Annotated in this window: 12 protein-coding genes and 1 pseudogene; 7 read left to right on the top strand and 6 right to left on the bottom strand. The window is 71.3% G+C overall.

Annotation, left to right across the window (positions count from 1 at the left end):
- Window positions 1–136: 136 nt before the first annotated feature.
- The 5 genes from ACIRG9_RS16315 (at window position 137) to ACIRG9_RS16295 (ending at window position 15,143) form a co-directional block, all read left to right on the top strand.
- On the top strand, window positions 137–5,623 hold the full coding sequence (locus tag ACIRG9_RS16315) for a carboxyl transferase domain-containing protein (protein ID WP_402855910.1): 5,487 nt from the start codon (window positions 137–139) through the stop codon (window positions 5,621–5,623).
- A 237-nt stretch (window positions 5,624–5,860) separates the two neighbouring features.
- The gene (locus ACIRG9_RS16310) at window positions 5,861–7,177 is read left to right on the top strand and encodes a glycosyltransferase (protein WP_402855907.1); all 1,317 of its coding nucleotides are present in this window, start codon (window positions 5,861–5,863) and stop codon (window positions 7,175–7,177) included.
- A gap of 82 nt (window positions 7,178–7,259) precedes the next feature.
- Window positions 7,260–7,898, top strand: a complete 639-nt coding sequence (locus ACIRG9_RS16305; protein WP_402855904.1) for a hypothetical protein — start codon at window positions 7,260–7,262, stop codon at window positions 7,896–7,898.
- Between the two features lie 161 nt (window positions 7,899–8,059).
- Window positions 8,060–10,081 (top strand): flotillin family protein, encoded by a 2,022-nt coding sequence (locus tag ACIRG9_RS16300; RefSeq protein ID WP_402855901.1) that lies wholly within the window; start codon window positions 8,060–8,062, stop codon window positions 10,079–10,081.
- Window positions 10,074–15,143 carry a DNA repair ATPase gene (locus ACIRG9_RS16295; protein ID WP_402855898.1) on the top strand — a complete coding sequence of 1,690 codons (5,070 nt, stop codon included), beginning with the start codon at window positions 10,074–10,076 and terminating at the stop codon, window positions 15,141–15,143. The genes ACIRG9_RS16300 and ACIRG9_RS16295 overlap by 8 nt, the downstream gene beginning before the upstream one ends.
- Before the next feature lie 46 nt (window positions 15,144–15,189).
- Here the strand turns inward: ACIRG9_RS16295 and ACIRG9_RS16290 are convergent, their stop codons facing one another.
- The 5 genes from ACIRG9_RS16290 to ACIRG9_RS16270 all read right to left on the bottom strand — a co-directional run bounded on the left by ACIRG9_RS16290 (window position 15,190) and on the right by ACIRG9_RS16270 (window position 21,346).
- On the bottom strand, window positions 15,190–16,035 hold the full coding sequence (locus ACIRG9_RS16290) for a S1 family peptidase (protein WP_402855895.1): 846 nt from the start codon (window positions 16,033–16,035) through the stop codon (window positions 15,190–15,192).
- A gap of 680 nt (window positions 16,036–16,715) precedes the next feature.
- A complete protein-coding gene (locus tag ACIRG9_RS16285; RefSeq protein WP_402855892.1) occupies window positions 16,716–19,181 on the bottom strand; it encodes an FtsX-like permease family protein in 2,466 nt (821 codons plus the stop codon).
- Window positions 19,178–19,903 (bottom strand): ABC transporter ATP-binding protein, encoded by a 726-nt coding sequence (locus ACIRG9_RS16280; protein WP_402855890.1) that lies wholly within the window; start codon window positions 19,901–19,903, stop codon window positions 19,178–19,180. Before ACIRG9_RS16280 ends, ACIRG9_RS16285 begins: the two co-directional genes overlap by 4 nt.
- Window positions 19,900–20,484, bottom strand: coding sequence for a PadR family transcriptional regulator (locus tag ACIRG9_RS16275; protein WP_402855887.1), 585 nt, complete (start codon window positions 20,482–20,484; stop codon window positions 19,900–19,902). The genes ACIRG9_RS16280 and ACIRG9_RS16275 overlap by 4 nt, the downstream gene beginning before the upstream one ends.
- Before the next feature lie 295 nt (window positions 20,485–20,779).
- Complete coding sequence (locus tag ACIRG9_RS16270) at window positions 20,780–21,346, bottom strand: TnsA-like heteromeric transposase endonuclease subunit (RefSeq protein ID WP_402855884.1); 567 nt, start codon at window positions 21,344–21,346, stop codon at window positions 20,780–20,782.
- A gap of 47 nt (window positions 21,347–21,393) precedes the next feature.
- Between ACIRG9_RS16270 and ACIRG9_RS16265 the strand changes: the two genes are divergently transcribed.
- A complete protein-coding gene (locus ACIRG9_RS16265; RefSeq protein WP_402855881.1) occupies window positions 21,394–21,651 on the top strand; it encodes a hypothetical protein in 258 nt (85 codons plus the stop codon).
- Here ACIRG9_RS16265 and ACIRG9_RS16260 read toward each other — a convergent pair.
- Window positions 21,609–22,463, bottom strand: a pseudogene (locus tag ACIRG9_RS16260) (IS5 family transposase). The gene ACIRG9_RS16265 and the pseudogene ACIRG9_RS16260 sit on opposite strands and share 43 nt — an antisense overlap.
- Before the next feature lie 191 nt (window positions 22,464–22,654).
- Between ACIRG9_RS16260 and ACIRG9_RS16255 the strand changes: the two are divergent.
- The gene (locus tag ACIRG9_RS16255) at window positions 22,655–24,043 is read left to right on the top strand and encodes an FAD-dependent oxidoreductase (RefSeq protein ID WP_402855879.1); all 1,389 of its coding nucleotides are present in this window, start codon (window positions 22,655–22,657) and stop codon (window positions 24,041–24,043) included.
- Window positions 24,044–24,086 lie beyond the last annotated feature (43 nt).

Here is a 24,086-nt window from a genome sequence, read left to right as displayed (position 1 = left end):
GTCCACAAAACTTCGCCCTCCCTGGCTGGTGGGTTCGACCGTTACATACCGGCCGGTAGCGGCGAAGGTTGTGACGGGGACCGCCGCCCGAGGGAGTCCTCGTTGTGTTGGATCGAACCTTTGGGAGGGTTACTCGGTGTTCAGCCGCATCGCCATCGTCAACCGGGGAGAGGCCGCCATGCGGCTGATCCACGCCGTTCGCGAGCTCAATGCCGAGTCCGGGGCCCCGCCGATCGAGACAATCGCGCTCTACACCGAAGCCGAGCGCAGCGCCACCTTCGTTCGCGAGGCGGACGACAGCTACTGCCTCGGGCCCGCGTCGGCGCGTCCGTACCTGGACCACGCCGTTCTCGAGCGGGCGCTGGTCGGGACGCGTGCGGACGCGGCATGGGTGGGCTGGGGGTTCGTCGCCGAGGATCCGGCCTTCGCCGAGCTGTGCGAGAAGATCGGTGTCACCTTCATCGGCCCGAGCGCCGAGGCGATGCGCGAGCTCGGTGACAAGATCGGCGCGAAGTTGATCGCCGAGGAGGTCGGCGTTCCGGTGGCGCCGTGGAGTCGTGGCGCGGTGGAGAGCCTGGACGCGGCGAAGCGTGCCGCGGCCGAGATCGGCTATCCGCTGATGCTCAAGGCGACCGCGGGTGGCGGCGGGCGGGGCATCCGGGTGGTCCGCAGCGACGAGGAGCTCACCGAGGCGTACGAGCGCACGAGCCTGGAGGCCCAGCGCGCGTTCGGCAGCGGCGTGGTGTTCCTGGAACGCCTGGTCACCGGCGCGCGGCACGTCGAGGTGCAGGTGATCGCCGACGGGCAGGGCACCGCGTGGGCGTTGGGTGTCCGGGACTGCTCGGTGCAGCGGCGCAACCAGAAGGTCATCGAGGAGTCCGCCTCGCCCGTACTTGCCCCGGAGCAGGCGCGCGAGCTGAAGACGGCGGCCGAGCGGCTCGCGCTGGCCGTGAACTACCGTGGCGCGGGCACCGTCGAGTTCCTCTACCACCCCGGTGAGAAGCTGTTCGCCTTCCTCGAGGTCAACACCCGGCTGCAGGTCGAGCACCCGATCACCGAGGCCACCACCGACTTCGACCTGGTCAAGGCCCAGCTCCACGTGGCGGCCGGCGGCCGGCTCGGCGAGCGGATCCCGAGCGAGGTCGGGCACGCCGTCGAGGCCCGGCTCAACGCCGAGGACCCCGACCGCGACTTCGCGCCGTCGCCCGGCCGGATCGTCCGGCTGGCGCTGCCCAGCGGCCCCGGCGTCCGGGTGGACACCGGGGTCAGCGAGGGCGACGTGATCCCGGCCGACTTCGACTCGATGATCGCCAAGATCATCGCCTACGGTCGCACCCGGGACGAGGCGCTCGGCCGGCTGCGGCGCGCGGTCGCCGAGACGACGGTGATCATCGAGGGCGGCGCCACTAACAAGAGCTTCCTGCTCGACCTGCTCGACCAGCCGGAGGTGATCGACGGCAGCGCGGACACCGGCTGGATCGACCGGGTCCGCACGCAGGGCCGGCTGGTCTCCACCAAGCACTCCGGCATCGCGCTGGCCGCGGCCGCGATCGAGGCGTACGAGGACGAGACGCTCGTCGAGCGGCAGCGGCTGCTCTCCACCGCGCACGGCGGCCGCCCGCAGGTCCAGCACGAGAGCGGCCGACCGATCGACCTCAAGCTCCGTGGCGCGAGCTACCGGGTGAGCGTCGCGCAGACCGGGCCGCGCCGGTTCCGTGTCGGCATCGGGGACGTGTCCACCGTGGACGTCGAACTCGAGCGGTTCGACGAGCACACCGGTCGGATCCTGGTCAACGGCCGGCGTTTCCGGCTCGTCACCGACACGCACGGACCCATCCACCTGGTTGAGGTGGACGGGATCACCCACCGGGTCAGCCGCGACGAGGGCGGCGTGCTGCGCTCCCCGGCGCCCGCGCTGGTCGTCGCGACCCCGCTCGAGGTCGGCGACGAGGTCGAGGCGGGCGCGCCCGTGCTCGTCCTGGAGAGCATGAAGATGGAGACCGTGCTGCGCGCGCCGTTCAAGGCGAAGCTGCGCGAATGCCTGGTCACCGTCGGCAGCCAGGTGGAGACCGGTGCGCCGCTGATGCGCCTGGAACCGGTCGGCGACGACGACGCCGGCGAGGCCGCGGAAGCCGAGGCCGTCGACCTGGAACTGCCGCCCGAGCCGGCCGGCCTCTCCGCCGAGGCCCGGGTCGCGCGCGGCATCGCCGACCTGCGCAGCCTGCTGCTCGGCTACGACCTCGATCCCCGCGACGAGCGCCGGGCGCTCTCCACCTACCTGGCCGCGCGGGCCGAGCTCAGCCACCGCCCGCTCGAAGAAGAAGTCGAGCTGCTGCAGGTGTTCGCCGACCTGTCCGAGCTCAGCCGCAACCGGCCGGTCGGCGAGGAGACCCGGGTCGACACCCGGGTGCACAGCCCGCGTGAGTACTTCCACGCGTACCTGCAGTGCCTCGACGTTGATCGGGCCGCGCTGCCGGACACTTTCCGTAACCGCCTCGCCCGGGTGCTCTCCCACTACGGCGTCAACGACTTCGAGCGCACGCCCGCGCTGGAAGAGGCCGTGTTCCGGATCTTCCTCGCGCAGCGACGGGCGTCGGCCGACGTCTCGGTGATCGTCACCTTCCTACAGCAGTGGCTGACCGAGCCGCTGCCCGGCGACGGGCTGCGCGACCTGGTCGGGCAGGCGCTGGAGCACCTGATCTTCGCCACCCAGCTCCGGTTCCCGGTCGTCGGCGACCTGGCCCGCAGCATCGTCTTCCGGTGGGTCGCCCAGCCGATGCTTCGCCGCAAGCGGGCCGAGGTGTACGCGGGCGTCCGCGGCCACCTTCGCCACCTCGACAAGAACCCCGCTGCGCCCGACCGCGCCGAGCGGATCGCGAACATGGTCGCCTCGCCCGAGCCGCTGGTCCGGCTGCTCGGTCAGCGTATCGGCAAGCCGGACGCCGACCACGGCCCGATGCTGGAGGTGCTCAGCCGCCGCTACTACGGCAATCGCGGTGCGAGCGACGCGCGAACCATCGAGGTGGGGGGCCACTCGTTCTTCACCGCGGAGTACGACCGCGACGGTGAGCGGTTCCGGCTGATCGCGGCGGCCACGGACTTCGGCGAGCTGCCCGCGGCCCTGGAGTTGGTCGCCGGACTGGTGAAGCCGGACTCCACCGACGGCTCGGCGCGTCGGGACTCGGAGCAGCCGGTCGCCGACGTGTACCTGACCTGGGCCGGTCAGCCCGACACGGACGCGATGGCCGCCGCCCTGCGGGAGATCGTCGACCGTGCGGGTCTGCTGGACGTGCTCCAGCGGGTGACGATGTCGGTGGCCGGGCCGACCGGAACGGCGATGCACCACCAGTTCACGTTCCGGCCCGGCATCGGCGAGGACCGGATCATCCGCGGGCTGCACCCGCTGATTGCCGAGCGACTGCAACTGCCGAGGCTGCGCAACTTCGACCTGACCCGGCTGCCGTCGGTGGACGAGGAGGTCTACCTCTTCCACTGCGTCGCCCCGAACAATCCGGCCGACGAGCGGCTGACCGCGATGGCCCAGGTCCGCGACCTGACGCCGCTGCGCGACGCCGACGGCCGGATCCTCGCGCTGCCCGCCCTCGAGGGCGCGCTGGACGCGTGCCTCGACGCGATTCGCAAGGTTCAGGCGCAGCGGCCGGCGAGGAAGCGGTTCGACACCAACCGGATCACCATCTACGTCTGGCCGCCGAACGACCTGAGCATCGACGAGCTGAACACCGTCGCCCAGCGCATGCTGCCGATGACGGCCGGCGCCGGCCTGGAGGAGGTCCTCTTCCTCGCCCGCCAGCGCGACGAGGCCACCGGTGAGCTGACCGACATCGCGGTGCGGGTCTCCTACGACGCCGGCATGCAGCTGTCGGTCACCGGGCCGACCGACGAGCCGATCCAGCCGCTCGACGACTACCGGCAGAAGGTGCTCGCGGCGCGGCGGCGCGGCACGACGTACCCGTACGAGCTGACCGACATGCTGGCCGGCCAGCGTGGCACCTTCACCGAGTACGACCTGGACGACTCCGGTGAGCTGGCCCCGGTCGAACGGCCGAAGGGGCAGAACAAGGCGGGCATCGTCGCCGGCGTGGTGACCACGCCGACGGAGCGGTACCCCGAGGGCGTCACGCGGGTGGTGCTGCTCGGCGACCCGACCAGGGCGCTGGGCGCGCTGGCCGAGCCGGAGTGCGCGCGGGTGATCGCCGCGCTCGACCTGGCCGAGCGGATGCGCGTGCCGCTGGACTGGTTCGCCCTGTCGGCGGGCGCGCGGATCTCCATGAGCTCGGGCACCGAGAACATGGACTGGGTGGCCGCCGCGCTCAAGCGGATCGTGGAGTTCACCCAGCAGGGCGGCGAGATCAACATCGTGGTCGCCGGGATCACCGTGGGCGCCCAGCCGTACTGGAACGCCGAGGCCACGATGCTCATGCACACCAAGGGCATCCTGGTGATGACCCCGGACTCGGCGATGGTGCTGACCGGTAAGCAGTCGCTGGACTTCTCCGGTGGGGTGTCGGCCGAGGACAACTTCGGCATCGGCGGCTACGACCGGGTGATGGGCCCCAACGGCCAGGCCCAGTACTGGGCGCCGGACCTGCGGGCGGCCCGTAACGTGCTGATGGCGCACTACGACCACACCTACATCGCGCCCGGCGAGACCCGGCCGCGCCGGGCGGTCACGTCCGACCCGGTCGACCGTGACATCTCCGGCTACCCGCACTCGGTGCCGGACAGCGACTTCATCACCGTCGGTCAGATCTTCTCGCGGGAGCACAACCCCGATCGCAAGAAGGCCTTCGACATCCGTACGTTGATGCGGGCCCTGGCCGACCAGGACCACGCGATCCTGGAGCGTTGGGCGGGCATGGCCGACGCCGAGACCGCGGTCGTGCAGGACGTCCACCTCGGCGGCATCCCGGTGTGCCTGCTGGGCATCGAGTCCCGGTCGGTGCCGCGACGCGGCTTCCCGCCCACCGACGGCCCGGACACCTACACCGCGGGCACCCTGTTCCCGCGCTCGTCGAAGAAGACCGCGCGGGCGATCAACGCGGCCAGCGGCAACCGGCCGTTGGTCGTGCTGGCGAACCTGTCCGGGTTCGACGGCTCGCCGGAGTCGATGCGGCAGTTGCAGCTGGAGTACGGCGCGGAGATCGGCCGGGCGATCGTGAACTTCGAGGGACCGATCGTGTTCTGCGTCATCTCGCGGTACCACGGCGGCGCATTCGTGGTGTTCTCCAAGGCGCTCAACCCGAGCATGACGGTGCTCGCCGTGGACGGTTCGTTCGCGTCCGTCATCGGCGGGGCGCCCGCGGCGGCCGTCGTGTTCGCCGGCGACGTCAACGCGCGTACGGCGAAGGATCCGCGGGTGGCCGAACTGGAGTCGCGCGTCGCCGCGGCGACCGGTGGGGAGCGGGCGGCACTGGTCACGCAGCTCATGGACGTCCGGTCCACCGTCCGGGCGGAGAAGCTGGGTGAGGTGGCCGCCGAGTTCGACGGTGTGCACAGCATCCAGCGCGCGGTCGAGGTCGGCTCCGTGGACGCCATCATCCGGCCCGAGGAACTGCGCCCGCAGATCATCGCGGCCATCGAGCGGGGCCTCGGGGTCGCGTGACGCTGCCGGGCCGCCTGCCCACCGTTCATGGTGGGCAGGCGGCCCGTTCGTTGGTCCGGATGGCGCCTGGGGCCGGCGACGACCGGGTAGGACCACCGACCGTGGCGCCGGTCACATGGAGGCTGTCCAGAGTCTCTCCAGCTGATGTCTGCGATCGTGAAAGCCAGACGTCACGGGGAGAACACGTTGGGATCCGAAAAATCCATCCTTTTCGCCAGTCCTGCCCAGCCGGGCCAAATGAGCCCGCTGCTGGCCATCGCCGGGGAGCTGTCCCATCGGGGCGTACCGGATCTGTGGTTCGCGTCCGAGGAGGCGGCCAGGGGGCGGGTGGAACGGATTCCCGGGCCGAGCCCGGTCGGCTTCGTCTCTTCCGGTCCCACCTACTACACCCCGGACGAGTCCGTCTACGCGGCGATGACGAGGGGGCCGCGGACCACGGACGGCTTCGTCGCGGCGACCCGGCTGCTCCAACACCCGTCCGTCACCGGCGAGCAGTACCCGTGGCTGCTTGACCTGATCGACAAGCTCGATCCGGGGCTGATGGTGATCGACGCGCTGCACCTGCCAGCCCTCGACGCGGCGATGACCCGGCGGGTGCCGTTCGTGCTCAGCGTCCCGTTCCCGGTCAGCATGCTGTACCTGCGCCGCCTGCCGTGGAGCTACCCCACGCCCACCTCCGGCCTGCCGCGGCGGATGGGCCCGGCGCGGCTGGCGGCGAACGTGGCGTTCCGGATCCGGCTCCACCTCGCCCTGCTCACCCGCACCAACCTGCTCGGCTCGGCGTGGTACCGCCGGTCGCTGGGCATCGCCAACCCGTTCGGTGACCTGGAGCGGTACAGCGCCGCGGCGGCGGCCGTCTTCGGATACTCGGTCTTCGGCATCGAGTACCCGTTCCCCGCGCCGAAGCATCTGCACATGCTGGGGACGGCGGTCGAGCGCGAGGCGCCGGCCGCGACCACCGGCAGCGACCTGTCGAGGTGGCTCGACGAGCACCCCTCGGTGGTCTACGTCGGCCTGGGCACCCTCGCGGTCCTCTCCCGCGACCAGGTGGCCGCGCTCGCCACCGCGCTGGCGGATCTCGGCCCGCGACACCACGTGCTGTGGAAGCTGCCGGCGGCGCAGCGGGCGCTGCTGCCCGGCCCGCTACCCGCGCACATCCGGCTGGAGGATTGGCTGCCGTCCCAGTCCGAGGTGCTGGCACACCCGCACGTGCGGGTCTTCGTCACCCACGGCGGCGCGAACGGCTTCCACGAGGGCATCTACTTCGGCAAGCCGCTGTTCGCGATGCCGTTGTGGTTGGACTGTTACGACCTTGCCGCACGGGGCGTGGACGCCGGCGTCGGGCTCGCCGTCGACCGGCCGCCGCATTTCGCAGCGGACGAGATCACCGCCAAGCTGCGCCGCCTGCTCTCCGACGACACCTTCGCCCGGCGCAGCCGCCACTGGGGCGAACGGCTCCGGCAGGCGGGTGGGGCAGGCCGGGCCGCCGACCTCGTCCTGGAGCTGGCCGGCGGTGCCTCGGCGGCCCGTGGCCAGGAGACAGCGCCGTCGTAACGGCGGCACCCCCTCGTTGACACCTCGTGTCACGATCATGATGCCGGCGGGCGTGCGATCCGCCGGATACGGAGGGGGCGCGGTGGTCAGCTTTCTCGGTGCGGCGCTCAGCTTCCCCACCGTGCTCTTCAGCTTCCTGCTGCTGGTCGTGGTCGGTTACTGGCTCCTGGTGTTGACCGGCGTGCTGGATCTCGGGGACGACCTCGACGTCGACGGGGTGCCCGGTGGCATCCTCGCCGGTCTCGGGCTCGGCGGCCTGCCCAGCGCCATCGGGTTCTCGCTGCTCGTCGCGGTGGCCTGGTTCGTCAGCCTGGCGGGCAGCGCGCTGCTCGACGGGCTCGGCTTCGGCGCGGCGGCCCGGATCGCGGTGTCGGTCGGGGTGTTGCTGGTGGCCGCGCTCGCAGCCTGGCTGGTGACCCGCCTGGCCGCGGTGCCCCTGGGTCGCCTCTTCCAGGCCGGTACGGAGTCCAGCCGGCACGCCTTCGTCGGCAGCCTCTGCACCATTCGTACCGGCCGGGTGACCGCCGACTTCGGCCAGGCGGAGGTGGCCGCGGCCGACGGATCCGCCGCGACCGTGCAGGTGCGCCAGACCGGTGCCGAGCCGCTGCACGCCGGCAGTCCGGCGCTCATCTACGACTACGACGTCGAGGGCGAGTTCTTCTGGGTGACGCCCGGCGACTTCGCCCTCGACCCCGACCATTCCCGGCACGCACCGAGGTAACCGCCGCCGGTGACCGTCCGTCCGATCCGGATCACTCCGGTCCGGACCGGACGGACACCCCTCGGCCACCCAGCTCGTCCCACCCTGCCCCGCCCTGTTGAAAGGAGGATGCGCGGTATCGGTCCGCTCGTACCGGGCGGATCAACCCCGCGCGCTCAACCATGGATGTCATCGCCACCGGGATCGGCGTGCTGCTCGCCGTCCTCCTCCTCGTCGCCCTGGGCGTGGTCTTCCTGATCAGCCGGTTGTTCCGGAAGGTCGATCAGGGCAAGGCGCTGATCGTGTCGAAGGTCCGCCGGGTCGACGTCACGTTCACCGGCGCGGTCGTGCTTCCCGTCCTGCACAAGGCCGAGATCATGGATATCTCGGTCAAGACGATCGAGATCGAACGGACCGGCCACGAGGGTCTGATCTGCCGCGACAACATCCGGGCCGACATCCGGATCACCTTCTTCGTGCGGGTCAACAAGACCATCGAGGACGTGGTCAAGGTGGCCCAGGCGATCGGGACCGCCCGGGCCAGCGACCGGGAGACGCTGCAGGAGTTGTTCAACGCCAAGTTCTCCGAGGCGCTGAAGACGGTGGGCAAGCAACTCGACTTCGTCGACCTGTACACCAAGCGCGACGAGTTCCGGGACCAGATCATCCGGGTGATCGGCACCGACCTCAACGGCTACAGCCTGGAGGACGCGGCGATCGATTTCCTGGAGCAGACGCCGATGTCCCAGTTGGACGCGGCGAACATCCTCGACGCCCAGGGCATTCGCAAGATCACTGAGCTGACCGCGATCGAGCACGTCCGGACCAACGAGTTCCGGCGCGGCGAGGAGAAGGAGATAACCCGCCAGAACGTCGAGGCGCGGGAGGCGATCCTGGAGCTGGAGCGGCGCCAGGCGGACGCCGAGGCGAAGCAGCGCCGGGAGATCGAGACGGTGCGGGCCCGCGAGGAGGCGGAGGTCACCCGGGTCCGGGCGGAGGAGCGGCTGCGGGCCGAGACGGCGAACATCCGTACCGACGAGCAGTTGGGCGTCCAGCAGGAGAACCGGGCCCGGGAGGTCGCGGTCGCGGAGAAGAACCGGGAGCGGGTCATCGCGATCGAGACCGAGCGGATCGAGAAGGACCGCATGCTGGAGGTGATCAGCCGGCAGCGGGAGACGGAGCTGAGCACGATCTCCAAGGACAAAGAGGTCGAGGCGGAGAAGCGGACGATGGCCGAGGTGATCCGCGAGCGGATCGCGGTGGAGAAGACCGTCGCCGAGCAGGAGGAGAACATCAAGCGCCTGCGGGTGGTCGAGGAGGCCGAGCGCACCCGCCAGGCGGTGGTGATCCAGGCCGAGGCCGAGGCCCAGGAGAACCTGGTCAAGGACATCAAGGCGGCGGAGGCCGGTGAGGCGGCCGCCAAGTTCAAGGCCCGCGAGGAGCTGGTGCTCGCCGAGGCGCGGCAGCAGGCCGCCGAGCTGGATGCCCGCGCGAAGATCCGCCTGGCCGAAGGACACCAGGCCGAGGCCGCTGCCGCCGGGCTGGCCGAGGTGCAGGTCCGCGAACGCAGCGCCGAGGCGATCGAGAAGGTCGGCCGCGCGGAGGCCGCCGTCGAGCGCGAGAAGGCGCTGACCGCCGCCGACGCGGTACGCGAGAAGCTGAAGGGCGAGGCCGAGGGGCTCACCGACAAGGCCGCCGCGATGGCCGCGCTGGACGACGCCACGCGCGGGCACGAGGAGTACCGGCTCCGGCTCGAACTGGAGAAGGAGGTACGCCTCGCCGGGCTGGACGCCCAGCGGCAGGTCGCCGAGGCACAGGCGAAGCTGGTCTCGACCGGCCTGGAGCAGGCGAACATCGACATCGTCGGTGGGGACAGCGTCTTCTTCGACCGGCTGCTCAACTCGATCTCGTTCGGCAAGAGCGTGGACGGCTTCGTCAATCATTCCGACGTGGCACAGGACCTCACGCGGCCGTGGCGGGACGGCAGCGCCAGCTTCACCGACGACCTGACCCGGATGCTCAGCTCGCTGAACACCGGCGACGTGCAGAACCTCACCCTCTCGGCGTTCCTCCTGCAACAGATGCGTGCCGGCGGCACCGACCAGGGCAAGCTGCAGGAGCTCTTGAAGGCCGCGCAGCGCCTCGGCGTGGCGGACACGCCGGTGGCCGCCCTGGCCGGCCCGCGGCAGCGCGCCGGTGAGTGAGCCGGTGACCGGCCCCGGCGCCGCCCGCGCCGGGGCCGGGGTGGCGGGGGTGGGGCTGGACGCCGGCAGCTACGAGGTGCTGCGGAACCGGCTGAGCGGGCAGGCCGCCGAGCTGATCCGGCGGGCGGAGGCGTTGAACGCCCGGCGGCTGGAGGTCTTCGGCAGTGCCGAGCTGCGCCTGCTCAGCACCGAGCGGATCCGGACCGAGCACAACTGTGTGTCGCGGGACGTCGTCTCGGTCGGCGGGCTGATGCTCCTCGGCTACAACGTTTTCATCGGTCTCAAGCCGGAGACGACGGTCGACGACGTCTTCTCGCTGCACCGCTTCACGAGGGAATCCGGCACCGACGGAGCTGTGTTCCGGTTCGACGCCGCCGGCCCGGACGAGCGGCCCGGGCTGCTGCGCGATCCAGGGTTCCTGCGCGACTTCGGCGAGTTGTACCGCTACTACCGGCAGACCCGCCTGTTGCAGCTGCGCCGCCTCGACGGGCGGCTGCTGGCGGTCTTCCAGACCGGCCCGCAGACCGACGACATCCGGGTGCTGCGCTGGCGGGTCGACACGGACGGCGGCGTCGAGTACCTCGACAACCGGGGCGAGCGGGAGCACGTCTTCCCGCCGACGCACGACTTCGAGTGGGTCGAGACCACCCGGGACGACCACGTCCCGGGCCGGTACCCGCACATCTCCATCCAGAACGAGATCTTCGTCGAGACGATCGGCGGCACCCTGACGGTCAAGGTGGAGAACAACACCGAGACCGGCGAGGGCATCTACAGCGAGCCGGTGGACGAGCCGTTGCAGAGCCTCGCCGACGCCGACATCGACTGGGCGCGGGTCGGCCCGCTGATCCTGCTCCGGATGCGGCCGTACAAGGAAACCGAGTGGCGACACCTGGTCTTCAACACGCTGACCCGCACGGTGGTCCGGCTCGACGGGATCGGGCCGGCCTGCCAGCGGCTGCCCGAGGACCACGGGATCATCTTCGCCGGCGGCTACCACCTGGCCACCGGGGTCACCCGTACCTTCGACACCGCCGTCTCCGGACTGGAGTTCGAGCGGGTCATCCGCTCGCCCAACGGGGAGGACGTCCTCTACGTCTTCCACGCCCGGGCCGAGGGACGCTCCCTGCTGTTGCCGTACAACGCCATCCGCAAGGAGGTGGCCGCACCGATCCCGTGCCACGGCTTCTCGCTGTTCGACGACGGCACGCTGGTGGTGTTCCGGGGCACCTCCGAGGAGCCGACCCGGGTCCACCCGATGCAGGTCTGGCAGACCCCGTACGTCTCCGACGCGTACGCCGCCGCGCAGCCGGCCGGGACCGGGCCGCTGGAACGGGTCGGCAACGCCGATCTCGTCCGGGGCATCTCCGACTGCCTCTCGGTGGCCCGGATGGTCGACGGCACCGCCCCGTCGGCCGGGGTGTACGAGGCGCTGATCGCCGCCTGCGCCCGGGCGGTGGACCACTACCACTGGCTCGACGACGCCGACCTCGGCGACCTGCTGGCCCCGCTGGCCGAGCTGCGCCGCACCGCGGCCACGGTCCTCGACGAGTACGAGAAGGTCCGGGCGCTGACCGAACAGGCGCGCGACGCGCTGGACGACAGCGCCGCCCGGATCGCCTCGCTGGCCCGTCGTGCCCGCGGCGAGGCACCGCTGACCGCGGACGACTGGGTGACGCAGTTGGGCGGGTTGCGGCAGGCGCGTGGTCGCCTGGAGACCCTGCGGGAGATGCGGTACGTCGACCATGAGCGGGTCGACGAGCTGGCCGCGCGGCTCGACGAGGAACTGGCCGCCGCCGGGCGCCGGGCGGTGGAGTTCCTGCGCCGGGACGACGCGTTCGCCGGCTACCAGCACGAGGTGGACCGGCTCGCCGGGCAGGCCGCCGCGATCGGCACGGTGGCCGAGTCCGAGACGGTCCGGGACGCGCTCACCGGACGCGCCGAGGGCCTGCAGACCATCACCGAGGTGGTGGGCGGGCTGGACATCGCCGACGCGACCGTGCGTACCGGCATCCTGGCCCGCGTCGGTGAGGTGCTCGGCGGGGTGAACCGGGCCCGGGCCGTGCTGGACAACCGCCGCCGCGAGCTGCTGCAGGCCGAGGGCAGGGCGGGCTTCGCCGCCGAGTTCGCGCTGCTCGGCCAGGCGGTGACCGGGTCGCTGGCGGCGGCGGACACCGCCGAGCGCTGCGACGAGCAGTTGGGCCGGCTGCTGCTGCGGGTGGAGGACCTGGAATCCCGGTTCGGCGAGTTCGACGACTTCCTCGCCGAGCTGACCACCCGCCGGGCCGAGATCTACGAGGCGTTCTCGTCACGCAAGCAGGCGCTGCTCGACGAGCGGGCCCGCCGCGCCGACCGGTTGGCCTCGTCGGCGGACCGCATCCTGGTCAGCGTGCGGAGCCGGACCGCCACCCTGGGATCGCTCGACGAGATCAACACGTACTTCGCCGCCGACCCGATGGTGGGCAAGCTGCGTGCGGTCGTCGACGAGCTGCGTACGCTCGGCGAACAGGTCCGGGCCGAGGAGCTGGACGGGCGGATCCGCGCCACCCGGCAGGAGGCCGCCCGCGGGCTGCGCGACCGACTCGACCTGTACGCCGACGGCGGCGAGACGATCCGGTTGGGCCGGCACCGGTTCGCGGTCAACACCCAGCCGATCGACGTGACCGTGGTCCCGCAGGACGGGCGGTTGGCGGTGGCGGTGACGGGCACCGACTACCGTGCCCCGATCCGGGACGAGGAGTTCCAGCGCACCCACCGGTTCTGGGACCAGCTGCTGGTCTCGGAGTCACCGCAGGTCTACCGCGGGGAATACCTGGCCACCTCGATCCTGGCCGACGCCGAGGCGGGCCGCGACGGGCTCACCCTGGACGGGCTGCACGCGGCGGCGGCCGAAGTGGACGAGCTGCGGAAGTTGGTCCGCCGGCACGCCGAGGCCCGCTACGACGAGGGCTACGAGGGCGGCGTACACGATCACGACGCGGCCGAGATCCTGCTGGCGCTGCTGCGCCTGCACGCCGGAGCGGGGCTCCTGCGTTACCCACCGGCTGCCCGCGCCACGGCGCAGCTCTTCTGGCGGTTCGGCGCCACCGAGCCGGCCCGACGCTCGTGGACGGCCCGGGCCGCCTCGCTGGCCCGGTCGAGGCAACGGTTCGGCCGCCCGGCCCACCCGCCGTCGCCGCCCGACGTCGACACCGAGGCCGGCGAGGTCGCCGGGGCGGGACCGCAGCGGGCCGATGACGCGATCGACCGGCTGCGCGCCGAACTGGCCGCCGAGATCGGCCGGTTCCTGCGCGACGCCGGGCTGACCGGGCCGGCCGGGGAGGCCGACCTGGCGGGGGAGTACCTCTTCGAGGAGCTGTCACGGCGGCCCGTCGCCTTCGGCACCGGGGCCGGCGCGGCTGCCCTGCTCGACCGGTTCCGGCGCGCCCTCGGCGGCCCCGGGTCGCCCTCGGCGCGGGAGTTCGACGACGACCTGCGGGCGCTCGACGGCGACCTGGCGAGCCGGCACCAGCTCGTCGAGGCGTGGCTGACCGCGTTCCTCGCCACCGACGACGGCTCGCTCTCCGGGTACGACCTGCCGGAGGCGGTCGCCGTCGAGCTGTGCGGCGCGGAACTGCCGCGGCACGAGGCGACTGCAGTCGTGTCGGAGACGGTCGGCGGGCTGCTCGGCGCGCACCCGCGGATCGACCAGTCGGCGATCACGCTTCGGGTGGACGAGACGCTGGCCCGCACCCGCCGGTTCCGCACCGAGCGGGTGCCGGCGTACCGGGACTACCAGCGCCGGCGCAACGCGCTGGTGGCCGCCGAGCGGGAGCGGCTGCGGTTGGCGGAGTACCGGCCGACGGTGATGAGCAGCTTCGTCCGCAACCGCCTGCTCGACGAGGTCTACCTGCCACTGATCGGCGACAGCCTGGCCCGGCAGCTCGGCGCGACGGGCGACGCCAAGCGGGTGGACCAGTCCGGCCTGCTGCTGCTGATCTCCCCGCCCGGCTACGGCAAGACCACCCTGATGGAGTACGTGGCCAGCCGGCTCGGCCTGGTCTTCGTCAAGGTCGACGGGCCCGCCCTGGGCGCGGCGGTCACCTCACTCGACCCGGCGCAGGCTCCCGACGCGACCGCCCGCCAGGAGGTGGAGAAGATCTCCTTCGCGCTGGAGCTGGGCAACAACGTCCTGCTCTACCTCGACGACATCCAGCACACCTCCCCGGAGCTGCTGCAGAAGTTCATCCCGCTCTGCGACGGGCAGCGCCGGATGGAGGGAGTCTGGGCGGGCCGGACCCGCACGTACGACCTGCGCGGGAAGCGGTTCGCGGTGTGCATGGCCGGCAACCCCTACACCGAGTCGGGGCGGCGGTTCCGGGTGCCCGACATGCTGGCCAACCGGGCCGACGTGTGGAACCTTGGCGACGTGCTCTCCGGGCGGGAGGAGGTGTTCGCGCTCAGCTACCTCGAGAACGCGCTCACCTCGAATCCGGTGCTGGCGCCGCTGGCCGGGCGGGAGCGCGGCGACGTCGAGCTGCTGGTCCGGATGGCACGGGGCGACGACACGGTCCGGGCGGATCAGCTCGCCCACCCGTACGCGCCGGTGGAACTGGAGCAGATCGTCGCGGTGCTGCGCAAGCTGCTGCGGGTGCAGCAGGTGGTGCTCGCCAACAACCAGGCGTACATCGCCTCGGCGGGCCAGTCGGACGACTCCCGCACCGAGCCGCCGTTCCAGCTCCAGGGCTCGTACCGGAACATGAACAAGCTGGCCGAGCGGATCGTCCCGGTGCTCACCGACGAGGAACTGGAGGCGGTCGTCGACGACCACTACCTGGGCGAGGCGCAGACCCTGGCCGCCGGTGCGGAGGCCAACCTGCTCAAGCTCGCCGAGCTGCGGGGCCGGCTGACGCCGGAGCAGGCCCGTCGCTGGGCCGAGGTGAAGTCGGGTTTCCAACGGGCCCGGGCGCTCGGTGGCACCTCGGACGACCCGCTGGATCGCGCGGTGGGCGCGCTGGGTCTGCTCGCCGATCGGATCGGCGGGGTGGAGGCGGCGATCGGCCGCGCGGCCGGCCGGGACTGACCGCCGGCGGGTGCCTCCGGAGCGAGGCACCCGCCGGGACGGCGGATTACCGGACGGTGGCGAGCCAGTTCTGGACCACCGGGATGTCGACCCGCTGGTAGCCGCCGAGGTAGCGGCAGTTGTCCGTGTAGCCGTAGCTGGTGACCGTGACCAGGTAGCCGTTGAGGAAGGACGGGCCGCCCGAGTCACCGAAGCAGGTGCCACCGCCGCCGTGGACGTCGTTCGGGTTGCCGTTCATCTGCAGGATCTGCGGGGTGAGCTTCTGCCCCGGGGAGGTGGTGTAGCGGCGCAGCAGCGGGTAGCTCATGGGCTCCGGCTTCTGCGGGCCCGAATCCGGCTTGCGGACCTCGGTGCCGTACCCGACCACCTCGAAGATGGTCTTGTTGAGCTTCGGCTGCGCGAATTGGTCGAGGTAGCCGCTGGGCGCCACGGTCGCGGGCGCGATGCCCGTCACCGGCTTGTCCAGCACGACCACGCCGACGTCGTTCCAGTTCTTCAGGTCGGTGAAGTCCGAGTACTGCGGGTGGGTGTACGCCGTGCCGGACAGGTAACCCGCCGCGGCGAGTTCCTGCGCCGTGTAGCCGGCGCCGGGGTTCGTCGCCACCGGGAACGGGCTCGGCGGCGCCTCGGCGATGACCGAGTCGAAGGTGACCAGGGTCTTGCCGAGGGTCCCCTGGGTGCAGTGCGCGGCGGTGAGGACGATGGTCGGCGAGACGAGCGTGGCCGAGCAACGGTAGCGGCCGGTCTCGTCGTAGAACAGGATCAGGCCCACGTTGGGGTGGCGGTTGCCGTCGGGTTCGCCGCCGGTGATGGCGGCCGCGGGGGCGGATGTCGCCAGCAGCGCGAACGTCGTCGCGACGATCGCGGCCAGGGTACGACGCAGTGCTCTCATGCCGGATCATCCTGCCTCGTCGGCACGCTCTCCGAAAGGTTTGAACCACCGGACGGGTGCGGTGACGGCCGGATTGCTGACGGAAACTCCACATTGGGCTGGGTCGCTGCTCGGCGCATGTGCAACGATCGTCTGGTGTCACAGTGCCCGGCCGGTCCATCCGGCCGGTGCGCGCGCCGGCCGTTCGACGGCATGGGAACAGCCAGCACACCTCTGTCCCGTCCGGATGGAGATGGCGCGGCTTCTTCTCAACGACCTGCTGCTCGCCATGTTGCCTTGGACGGTTGGGGCGTGGATCGTCCAGGTTGAGTTGGCGGAATCGATGGATCTTCCTGATCGGAGGATCAGGACAGCTGCCGCGGGGGCGCCCGTTCAGTCCTGCGGGTGCCACTCGGGACGGTACTGCCCGTGGTTCCTGGGCCTTGGAAGGGCCGCACGAGGCTGATGCCGGCAATCGGCATCCGGGCCGTCGCTCCACCGTTGCGGCCCAGGTCAGGTCAGCGTTGATACTTGCGGATGAAGCCGCTCCCGGTCGGCTCCTCTCCGCCGGATCGGCGCGTATTCATGCCGGGTCGCGACGGCGCATTGCTGCTCCGCCGCCGCTCGGACGCGACCCGACGATCGGAGAACGGCTCAGCGTGCCGCTGCGCCACCCGCGTGGGTGACGCAGCGGCGGTGTGTCAGTCGAGCGCCTGGCGGGCGATTGCCGGCATTTCTTTGCCGGCGAGCAGCCAGCCGCCGAGGTACGCGACGATCGGCAGCCCGACCAGGATCGCGGCCAGGTTCACCAGCGGCGGGTGGGCCAGCCAGTGCAACTCCCGGTGGTACCAGACCAGCAGCGCGATGTACGCGCAGCCGGTACCGATGACCGCGCCGGTGAGCGACAGCGCGCCCGCGGTGGACGCCGTGAGCGCCCGCCTGGTGCGCCGCGGAGCCCCGGCCGCGGTCAGCGTGCGCAGGTCCCGGCTCGTCTCGCTGCGGATGAGCCCGACGGTCATCGCTAGCACGCCGAGGGCGACGGCGATGCCGGCGGCGGTGAAGTCGTCCGCGACTCGTTGCGCATCGGTACCGGTCGGCCGGGACTCGATGCTCAGATCGGCGCCCACCGCGGTCTGCTGGGCCGTGTCGAGTTGCGCCGCGGTGATCGCCTTCGGCGCCTTGACCAGCCACCCGACGGGTACCGTCGACACGTGCAACGCCGTCATGGCGTGCGTGGTGATCAGCACGTTGGGCAGGGACCCGTAGTCGGGCAGCGTGACGTGCTGCAGTTTCGGCGCCCAGGCGGTGTTCCGGGCGACGGGGAACGGCTTGTACCCGTCGAGATTCGACCGCGAGGTGAGCAGGTCGGTGTCGGCGTTGACGCTCGCCGGGTCGATCCCGTAGTAGGCCAGCAGTTCCGGCGTGGCCACGAACAGTGAGATCGAGCCCCCGCCGTTGTCCACGGTGTGGTCGCCGTCCTGGCGAGGAATGCCCAGGTTGACGAGTGGTCGGCCGTTGTTCTCCCGGTCGATCGGGCCGTTCGGGTCGACCGCGCCGGCCAGTGGCAGCACCGAGGTGGCACCCAGCCGGGCCGCGATCGCGTCGACCTGCTTGCGGGCGTCGGCCTCCTGCTGGGCGGTGAGGACCGGTACCGTTCCGAACGTCCGCCCCGGGTCAAGCCAGACGATGACCTGGTCCGCGGGCAGACTGCCGCCGGTCGGGGCCGCCGCCTTCGCCGCCGAGACAGCGGCGGTCAGCACGACCGTGGCGGCGATCCCGACGGCCAACGCGATCGCGGCAAGCGCCGAGCCGGACCGCGCCCGGTAGCGGGCCAGGTCGCGCATCGCCAGCCGGGGCGCCAGTGGCGCGTGCCGGGCGAGCAGGCCGATGGCGGCGATGCCGACCGGGGCCAGGAGCAGCAGGGCGACCGCGGTGGCCAGCACGCCACCCACGATGTACGGCGGTTTCGTGCCCTTGGACAGGTAGAGCGAGGTCAGGCCACCCGCCAGTAGCAGCGTGCCCAGCAAGGCGAACCGGTGCGCCGGACGCGGCGGCGCCGGTCGGGCGGACAGCGCGGCGACGACCGGGATGCGCGCGGCTGCCCGAGCCGGCCACCAGGCGGCGAGGACCGCGGTGATCACGGCCAGCAGGACGGCCAGGCCCAGCGGTGTCCAGGGCAGCTTGAACCGGTCGATGCGGTGGCCCAGCACCGGCTCCAGCAGGGGACCCAGGGCGGCCCATCCGGCGACCCCCGTCACGGCGCCGGTGAGGGCGCCGACTCCGCCGATGACCAGACCGTTGGCCAGCATGACGAGCCGGATGTGGCGGTGACTCGCACCGATCGCACCGAGCATGCCGAGCGCCCGCAGCCGCCGCTGGGCCATCACGGTAAAGCCAGCCACCGCCATCAGGCCGACGAACACCAACCCGATCGTGGCCAGGACGAGCACCATCACCGCGGCCGTGTTCTGATCGTCGGCGCGGCGCTGGTTCGTCATGCCGTCGGGGCGCGGCTTCGAGACGTACTCCGACCGGGACGCCTTGAGCAGCACTTCGACCTGCTGCGGGTCGGCGATCTGACCCGGCGCGACGAGGGCGAACGCATCGTTGAGGTTGAGCGGGTTCTCGACCAGGCCAACCACGGTCCGGGTGGTGCCACCCGCGTCCCAGGTCCCGCCCAGGTGCAGGTTGAAGGTCTTCATGGCGCGCTGGGTGATCGCGACCTCGGCCGGACCCTGCGGCCACCGACCCTTGTCCAGGCGCAGGATCGGCTTGCCGTACGGGCCGTTGGGGTCCTGTGCGCGCAGGTCGAGACCGTTCGCGGAGCCTGGCACCCGGATCCGCTTTGAATGCTCGATCACGTCGATGATGCCGAACGAGCTGCGCAGCGTCGCAAGATCGGCGTCGATCTGCGGGCCGGCGCTGCCCAGCGTCGTCCGGTTGTCGGCGGTGCCGAACAGCCAAGCATCCGACGGTGCGGCCGCGCCGATGGCCAGCCCCACCGTGGTGGCCGCCACCGCGAGGACCAGCAGGATCAGCACGATCACCTGCTGGCGCCACTCCCGCCGGAACAGCCGCCAGGCCCAGCGCGCCACGGCCCGCCGAGCCGGCATGCCACCACGGCCGGTGCCGAGCACCAACGGCGGCTCCTCGACCGCGACGCTCATCGGCTCGCCCCCTCGGTCAGCACGGAATCAGGCCCGAGCCGGGGCGCGGTGCGGTCGACGATGCGCCCGTCGCGGATGAACACGACCCGGTCGGCCCACGACGCCAACTGCGCGTCGTGGGTCACCACCACCGCGCTCACCCCCTGCTTGCAGGCGTTCAGGATCAGCCGCATCACGGCCTCGCCGTTGGCCGAGTCGAGCGCGCCGGTCGGCTCGTCGGCCAGCAGCAGCCGCCGGTCTCCCACCACCGCCCGGGCGATCGCCACCCGTTGCCGCTCACCGCCGGACAGTTGGTCCGGGAACCGGGACGCGCGGTCGGCGAGACCCAACTCCTCCAGGGCACGCAGGCCGGCCACGCGCGCCTTGCCGGCCGACATCCCGTCGAGCTCCAGCGGCAGCGCCACGTTCTCGGCGGCGGTGAGCCCGGGCAGCAGGTTGAAGTCCTGGAAGACGTACCCGATGGCCCGCCGCCGCAGCCGGCTCCGCTCGTCACGGGACAGCTTCGCCAGCGGCTGGCCGGCGACGAGCACCTCACCGCTGGTCGGCAGCTCCAGCGCCCCCGCGATGGTGAGCAGCGTGCTCTTGCCCGAGCCGCTGGGTCCCATCACCGCGACCATCTTGCCCGGCTCGACGGTGAAGTCGACCTCGCGCAGCGCGTGCACCTCGGCGGAGCCGTCCACGTACGTCTTGGACACCACGCGCATCTCCAGCACCCCGCTCATCGACGGATCCCCACCCTGCGTCGAAGCTGCGGCCCGGTCGGCGTCTTCGCCGGTACCGGTGGTTCCAGGGCGGCGCGCTTGAGCCGACCGTCCGCGGTGTCGAGCCATCGCACGACGGAGTCCAGCCGGTACAGCTCGGCGTCGACGACCAGGCCCAGGCTGAGGTCGAGGTCGCCCTCCTCGTCCTTGAGCCTGGTCCACTGCTGCATGAGCTCCACGAGGTAGCGGCGATGGGCCTGGATGACCTCGTGCACGTCGACCCCCGGCAGCCGTACCGCAATAAGGATCTTGATCACCAGCTCGTCGCGTGGCGGGGACGCGAGGTCGGGCGGCGTGCGCAGCCAGCCGGCCAGCTCGTCCGCACCGGCGGCGGTGATCCGGAAACCCTTCTGCGGCCCCGGTTCCGCGTCGTCGTCCGACTCGATGAGGCCATCCCGCTCCAGCCGCTGCAGGGTCGTGTACACCTGGCCGACGTTCAGCGGCCACACCTCACCGGTCCGCGCCTCGAACTCCTCGCGGAGCTGTAGCCCGTATTTGGGGCCCTCGTTGAGCAGCGCGAGCAGGGCGTGCCGGACACTCATGACGTCACCACACTCGATATCATGTCCGGTACTATACTGGATATACAACCCGCCGTGCCAGCCCCGGTCGCGCAGCACGGCTCTGGTTGTAGACACGGAAAGCGGGTCTCGGCGTCAGGCTTGTCCGCTGTGAAGCGGTGCGCAGACCGACCTGGGTGCGCTGATCGCGGAACTTGGCCCCGCGTCGAAGATCAGACAGGTGCAGGGCGCGGCCTACCCGTTACCCGGCTGCGTACCGATGGCATCTGAACTCTCGACCGGGACGTCCCGATGGACACGGTCGGACTGCTCAGCGCTAGACCGGCGCCTCTGCCAGTGCGCGGAGTCCCCAACGCTTCGCCGCGTCCTCGCGGGGATGCCGGTACCCGGCCAGCCAGCGTAGGTTCGCCGTCACGATCGCATCCGGTGCGCCCACCAGCCGGTACTCCCAATCCAGCAGCTCACACGCCCGCCGCGTCGCCTCGAATGCGGCCAGGTCCCTGGCCGGGCGCCGCTCCGCTGGCCGGCAGTCGACCACCATCGCGGAACCGTCCGATCGGCGGGCGAAGTAGTCCGGCGCGTGCGACCGAACCGGGCCCTCCGGCGTGCGCCAGGACAGCCAGAACGGCTGCGAGGCGATCCCGACCACCGCCGGTTCGAAGTCCAACGCCATCACATGATTGCGTTCCAGCCACGACTCGTAGCCCACGTGGGCGCCATCGGTGGCCGACCACCACCGGCCCGGCAGGTGCCGCTGTTCCTTCCGCGCGGTGAACCGCCGCACCGGGGCCGTCGCCTCGAACCGCACGGTCCAGACGGCCGTCAACGGCAGCCGGTGCTGCGTACCGTCCTCGGCGACGTAACCGACCTCGAATCCGTCCAACAGCCCGTCAGCACCGTCTGGGTGGTCCGGACAACCCCAGCGGCGACGTGGGGTACGTCTTCAATGTGGCCACGGATCGTGACTGCCGTAGACGTGGCTATTCGCGGGCTTGCATGCTGGCGCTCCTCGGCTGGTATCAACAGCGGGGGGGTTACGAGAGTGGATTTACGGGCTTCCCGAGATGGCGAGCCGCTCTACCGGACGTTGGGCTTTGCGTCGACACATTCTCCGACGATGCGTCTGGTGCTACGGCGTTGCTGTGTTACCTGAGCCTGCGGGTGGTGGGTCGGGTGTCCCAGCGGTAGAGCGTGCGGGCGCGTTGGATGAGTTGACGGATCGTGACGATCGCGGCTGCCAGGTACAGGTAGAAGTCGATGATTGTGGCGTTGCGGTCGGTGCAGCGGCGGATCTTGCCGAAGCCGTTCATCCATGCGTTGGTCCTTTCCACCACCTAGCGTTTGCCGATCTGGACGGGGGCTGGCACTCCCTTGCGGGCGATCTCGGCGTCGAAGCCGATCTCTTTGAGCAGGTCACGGGTTCGATTGCTGTCGTAGCCGCGGTCCAGGTGTGCGGTGACCCGTTCGGGCCAGTGATGCCGCAACTGGATGCTGCACGCGGCGAAGGTGTCACGCAGCAGTGGGGAGTCGTGCCGGTTGGCCGGGGCGCCGATGATCCCGAGCGGGATGCCGTAGCCATCGACGCCGGTCGAGCGTTTCATGCCGCCCTTGCCGCGGTCGACCGGAGACCGGCCGGCCCGGTCACCACCGCACGGGGCCTTGGTGATCGCGCCGTCGGCGCTGACGTCGGTCAGGTCCAGGCCAATCATGCGGTCGTAGGCGTCCAAGGCCAGCTCGTGGAGTTGCTCGCCGAGACCGGCCTCGGCCCACGACCGCAGCCGGCGGCGAATCGTCCGGTCCGAGCAGGCATCCGACGCGACGCGTTCATAGCCGGAACCATGCACCAAAGCGGCGATGACGTGCTCGAACACGACCCGGTCAGGGATCCGACGCCGGTGACAGCCCAGCGGATGCGCCGGATCAAACCCGGGTTGCTCAGGCCACAGCGCGGCGAACTGGACCCAGACAGGTTCGAACAACGAAGATGGCAGCGCGGGCACGGGACTCCATCGGTCACGAAGCGTAGAGAACTCCGATGATCAATGGACCCGTGCCTGCTTGCTACCTCGGGGTCCGTCCGCTCAGGCGCCCTACCTATTGCCGGTCGCTCTAAGTCCGGACGCCGACAAATCACACGACATGATCGCGTGGACTCCGACAGGTTCGCGTGGACAGGACAACCTCCCACCCCTTGGAGAGCACGATGTTCCGCTCCCCGGCCCGGGTGTTCGCCGCGCTGAACGCGGTGCGACCACCCGAACAGGCGTACCCGGTCCTCGGCAAGGCGGTCGTGCTCGGCGGCAGCGTCGCCGGGTTGCTGGCCGCCCGGGTGCTGTCCGACCATGCGGAGAGCATCGTGATCATCGACCGGGACGACCTGCAGGTAGGCGGCGAGCGGCCCGGCGTGCCGCAGGGGACGCAACTGCACGCGCTGCTGCCCGGCGGCTTCCTCCAACTCGAACGCCTCTTTCCCGGATTCCGCGAGCAGGCGCTGGCCCGGGGGGCGATGGAGGCCCCGCCCCCGGCCCGACGGAACTATCTCGACGGCCGCCTGAAGGTGGTCGTACCCGACGACGCCGACAGCCTGACGGGTAGCCGGCCGCTCCTGGAAGGCCTGATCCGCCGGTACGTGCTCGGGCTGCCCAACGTCAAGGCGGTCGCCGCCCGCGCCACGGGTCTCGTGTTCGACGGCGCCGTGACCAGCGGGGCCCGTTACGACGTGGGTGGGATGCCGGGTGTCGAGTCCGCCGATCTCGTGGTGGACGCCATGGGGCGTTCGAGCCGGCTGTCCGAGTGGCTGGAGCACGGCGGCTGGGATCGTCCCGTCACGCGCCGGATGACCGTGGACCTGAACTACGCGACGGCGCTGTTCCGACGCCCGGAGACGAATCCGGATCTCGCGCTCGTCCTGGCGCTGCACAGTCCGAGGATGTCGTCGGACGTGGCCGGTGCCGCGTTCTTCGCCGTCGAGGACGGGCGCTGGATGGCCATGATGGCCGGGTACGGGGCGAACCGCCCGGGGCGTACCCCGGAGGATTTCGTCCGGCGGCTGCGGGAGCAGTTCCCACCGGAGTTCGGCGAGGTCGCCGGGAACGAGATGCTCGGCGACGTGCAGACCTACCGCCACGCCGACAGCCGGCGGCGGGAGTTCCACGCGGCGAAGCGGCTCCCGGCCGGGCTCGTCAGCGTCGGTGACGCGGTCGCGTCGTTCAACCCGGTCTACGGTCAGGGGATGACCGCGGCGGCCCTGCACGCGGCCTGCCTGTCGGAATATCTGCGGTCCGGCCCGGATCTGGGCGAGCCGGCACGCCGGTTCTTCGCCCTGCAGAAAGTGGTGATCGACGCCGCCTGGTCGATGTCCACCTCCGCCGACCTGGCGCTGCCGCACGTCGACGGGCCCTATCCGCGCGGGTACCGGTTCTCCAGCTGGGTCAGCCGGCAGATCGTCAAAGCGACCACCACGGACGTGCGGATCGCGCGGCGGTTCAACGAGGTCGTCTCGATGCGCGCGCACCCCGGGTCGCTGGCCACTCCCGGCGTGGTGCTCGGCGCCCTGCGTGCCAACCGGCGAGCACGCTGACCGGGGCCAGGGGCCCCGGCGGCACGCCCGCCAGGGCCCCCTT

It is taken from the genome of Micromonospora sp. NPDC093277, from assembly GCF_044765245.1.
In the GTDB taxonomy this organism is placed as follows: domain Bacteria; phylum Actinomycetota; class Actinomycetes; order Mycobacteriales; family Micromonosporaceae; genus Micromonospora.
The sequence above is the reverse complement of the archived record's forward strand: the minus strand, read 5'-3'. Positions and strand labels throughout refer to the sequence as shown.

Coding starts and splice junctions, on each gene's coding strand:
- ACIRG9_RS16310 (WP_402855907.1), top strand. CDS start 5,861: ATGAGCCCGCTGCTGGCCATCGCCGGGGAGCTGTCCCATCGGGGCGTA.
- ACIRG9_RS16300 (WP_402855901.1), top strand. CDS start 8,060: ATGGATGTCATCGCCACCGGGATCGGCGTGCTGCTCGCCGTCCTCCTC.
- ACIRG9_RS16285 (WP_402855892.1), bottom strand. CDS start 19,181: ATGAGCGTCGCGGTCGAGGAGCCGCCGTTGGTGCTCGGCACCGGCCGT.
- ACIRG9_RS16275 (WP_402855887.1), bottom strand. CDS start 20,484: ATGAGTGTCCGGCACGCCCTGCTCGCGCTGCTCAACGAGGGCCCCAAA.
- ACIRG9_RS16280 (WP_402855890.1), bottom strand. CDS start 19,903: ATGAGCGGGGTGCTGGAGATGCGCGTGGTGTCCAAGACGTACGTGGAC.
- ACIRG9_RS16290 (WP_402855895.1), bottom strand. CDS start 16,035: ATGAGAGCACTGCGTCGTACCCTGGCCGCGATCGTCGCGACGACGTTC.